Source organism: Bacillus sp. JJ1127, assembly GCF_036965845.1.
Taxonomy (GTDB): domain Bacteria; phylum Bacillota; class Bacilli; order Bacillales; family Bacillaceae_G; genus Bacillus_A.
In genome coordinates this window covers 6,402-9,581 of sequence record NZ_JBALQK010000119.1, presented here as the reverse complement: position 1 = coordinate 9,581, position 3,180 = coordinate 6,402, and the positions used below count along the sequence as shown (strand labels likewise).

Annotated in this window: 2 protein-coding genes; both read right to left on the bottom strand. The window is 35.1% G+C overall.

Annotated features, from left to right (window positions below; all coding sequences use genetic code 11):
* Positions 1–172: 172 nt before the first annotated feature.
* Positions 173–1,378, bottom strand: coding sequence for an iron-containing alcohol dehydrogenase (locus V7183_RS12775; RefSeq protein ID WP_335359758.1), 1,206 nt, complete (start codon positions 1,376–1,378; stop codon positions 173–175).
* Positions 1,379–1,496: 118 nt separating this feature from the next.
* On the bottom strand, positions 1,497–2,936 hold the full coding sequence (locus V7183_RS12770; protein WP_097898445.1) for a GntP family permease: 1,440 nt from the start codon (positions 2,934–2,936) through the stop codon (positions 1,497–1,499).
* Positions 2,937–3,180 lie beyond the last annotated feature (244 nt).

Here is a 3,180-nt window from a genome sequence, read left to right as displayed (position 1 = left end):
ATAGATGCTCTCTCCCATCCCAAAAGAGAGGGTTTATGTCGACTTTGTCATTGGTGTATATATAGATATTTTTAATACAATAAAACAAGACTTTAGATATTTTTTCTAAAGCCTTGTTTATATAATTTTTAAACTAATTTCCATGGAAATATTTGAAGAAAATTCAGAAATCTTATAGATCAATTACAGAAGTTTCGTATTGATAATCAAAACATATACGATATAATTTTTTCACTTCATGATAAGATGGAATGCGAGGGTTATTACTTGGACTTCCACTGGCAAGTGCATCTTTCGCCATTTTTGGAAGGGCATTTTCAAATTCAATTTGATCAATTCCGTACTCTTTTAGATTAGGAATATGAAGATTGGAGCAAAGTCGCTTTATTTCAACAATTGTATGATTTGCCATCTCTTCATCAGAAAGTGAATGTAATTCTGGATTTATGTGACGTCCGATATCTGCAAGTCGCTTAACTGAACAAACTTTTGTAAAATCTAAAACGGCTGGTAATAACATCGCATTTGATATACCATGAGGTACATGAAATAGTGCCCCAATTGGACGAGACATTCCATGAACTAACGCAACCGATGCGTTTGAAAAGGCGATACCCGCTTGTAAGGAGGCAATCATCATCACTTCTCTTGCTTCCATATTCTCTCCATCTTCATAAGCGATACGTAAGTATTTCATAATACTTCCGATTGCTGAAAGCGCAAGTACATCGCTGAGTGGTTGTGAAAACCTAGAAATATAAGCTTCTATTGCATGGCATAATGCATCTATTCCAGTTGCTGCAGTAATATGAGGTGGTACAGAACGCGTCAATACTGGATCAATAATCGCTACTTGTGGCGTAAAGCTTGGGTGTTTAATCATCATTTTTACATCGGTTTTTTTATTCGTAATAACAGCAACACTTGTTACTTCCGATCCCGTACCAGATGTTGTCGGGATTGCAATAAGCGGTAATGGTTGTTTTTCTATTTCTATATGATTTTGAACATAATCTTCAATCTCTCCACCGTTTGTAAACAGTACTGCTACTGCTTTTGCCGCATCAATGCAACTCCCACCGCCAAGACCGATGATAAAATCACAATTTGATTCTACACAAATCGATAACGCTTCTAAAACATGAACATTTGTCGGCTCGGCATTCACATTTGTATATGTAACAACTTCTATTTTTTTCGCCTTTAACTGTTTTATACATTCTTCAATATAACCAAGCTTCTCCATGCTAGAATCACTGATAATAAAAGCTTTTTTCCAAAATTTACTCGTTTGTTCTCCTAATTTTTCAAGCGAATTTCTCCCATATAAAACAGTCTTTGGCATACGAAACTCCGCGATCTCTTGCAAGTACTTCACCCCTTCTTTCGCTAATAAATATTTTATAATGTGAAGTTTCTACAATACAAATTATCAAGTTAACTATTCCACTTTATTTCGCTATTTCCTCTTAGTATAGAAGATAATTTATAACATTTTAATAGATTCCGGTTAAAGTATAAAATGCTATTACTAAAAAAACAGCAACCGTTTTCAACACTGTAACCGCAAATATATCACGATACGATTGTTTATGCGTTAACCCTGTAACAGTAAGGATTGTAATAATTGCTCCGTTATGTGGCAGTGTATCCATTCCTCCCGATGCCATTGAGACAATGCGATGCATAACCTCTAATGGAATATTGTATTGTTCAGCTGCCGCAATAAACTTATCGCCCATAGCGCTTAAAACAATACCCATACCTCCTGAAGCTGAGCCTGTAATACCAGCAAGAATATTCGTTGTTACAGCTCCATTCACGAGTGGGTTAGTGAATGTGGCAGAAATGCTATCACGCATAATTGCAAATCCTGGAAGAGCTGCAATGACACCTCCAAAGCCAAATTCGGCTCCTGTATTCATCGTCGCAAGCAATGCGCCCCCAATACTTGTATTCAATCCTGCTTGAAATCCCGTCACAACACGTTTCCAATATAATAGAAGTGTTGCTATAATCCCCATAATAAGTGCTAATTCTACAGACCAAATTCCGAGCACTGCGCTTAACTCAACTTTTCCAAATGCTTTCATTCCAATTGAAGAGAAATCAAAACCATTTGGATACCACTTCGGTATAGTCATCGTAAAAACTTTATTCATAACCCCCACTAAAATAAGAGGTATAAATGCAACTACTTGCTGTACTCTTGAAATTTCAATACTTTGAAAAGAAACATTCTCCTTTTTCTCTAACTCTAGAGATGCTGCCATTTCAGAATTTCCATCATCAAAACCAAAATAACCTTCCCCTGCTGCCTTTGCTTTCTTACGCCGACTCTCTAAATAGATTAACCCTAATGTTAAAACAAAGATCGCTCCTATAATTCCAAGTATAGGTGCTGCATAAATATCAGTTTTAAAAAATGTCGTCGGAATCACATTTTGAATTTGTGGTGATCCTGGCAAAGCATCCATCGTAAATGTTACAGCACCAAGCACAATCGTCCCAGGTATTAAACGCTTTGGAATATTTGCTTGACGAAACAGTTTTGCTGCAAATGGATAGACTGCAAACACAACAACATACACACTTACGCCGCTATACGTTAAAACAGCTCCCATTAAAACAATTGCTAAAATCGTTCTCTTTTCACCAACTAGTTCAATAATCGTTTTAGCAATAGAATCCGCAATACCTGACATTTCTACTACTTTACCAAATATCGCTCCTAGTAAAAACACCGGGAAATATAACTTAATAAATCCTACCATTTTCTCCATAAAAATATTCGAAAAGAATGGTAACACAAAACTAGGTTCTGTTAAAAATACTGCAAACATTGCAAAAATCGGTGCGAATAAAATAACAGAAAATCCTCTGTAAGCAACAAACATAAGTAAACTAAGTGCTAATAAAATAATAACTAGCTCCAACTCTCTCACCTTCCTTTGATTGAAAATTCAATCTTTTTATTCTAGATTTTTTCTATGTATTTACAAACTATCATTTTTATAACGATTCAAACACTGACATCCCTCCCCTTTTTCTAACAAAGTTTTTATGATTAAAACAGCATATTTATTACTTATTCTATTACATACAAAAAATCCCTTTAAACGAAAACGAATTAACTATCGCTCGTTATAAAGGGATTTTCCTCTTTTATTTTATATTTTT